At 73.0% G+C, this 396-nt stretch carries 1 pseudogene; it reads left to right on the top strand.

The features are described from left to right. Positions 1–61: 61 nt before the first annotated feature. Positions 62–396: pseudogene (locus G3I78_RS50255) on the top strand (ThuA domain-containing protein); the annotation flags it as partial.

Genomic DNA, 396 nt, shown 5'->3' with positions numbered 1-396 from the left:
CCGGCGGTCCGCCGGGGACCGGCGCCCGGCCCGCGCTCTCGACGACGAGGGAGAAGCACGCATGGATTTGTTCAGCGGTACGACGGCCAGACGGGCGGTGGCGGCGGCGGTCGCGCTGCCCCTCGCCGGAGGGGCGACGCTCGTGGCCGCGGGGCCGGCGGCCGCCGACGAGGAGGACTACAAGATCCTCGTCGTCGGCAAGACGCTCGGGTTCCGGCACTCGCACATCGACGACACGACGCGCGCGCTGATCGAGCTCGGTGAGGACAACGGTTTCACGGTCGACGTGTGGGACCCGCCGAACGACTCCGCCGGCTGGTGGGGGAACGGCTCGCCGGGCCAGCCCGACCTCACGATGGACTCGACGCCGTTCACGAGCGCCGAGGACCTGTCGCA

This window comes from Streptomyces sp. SID13726 (genome assembly GCF_010548375.1).
Lineage (GTDB): Bacteria > Actinomycetota > Actinomycetes > Streptomycetales > Streptomycetaceae > Streptomyces.
This window is presented reverse-complemented; position numbering and strand designations above follow the sequence as displayed.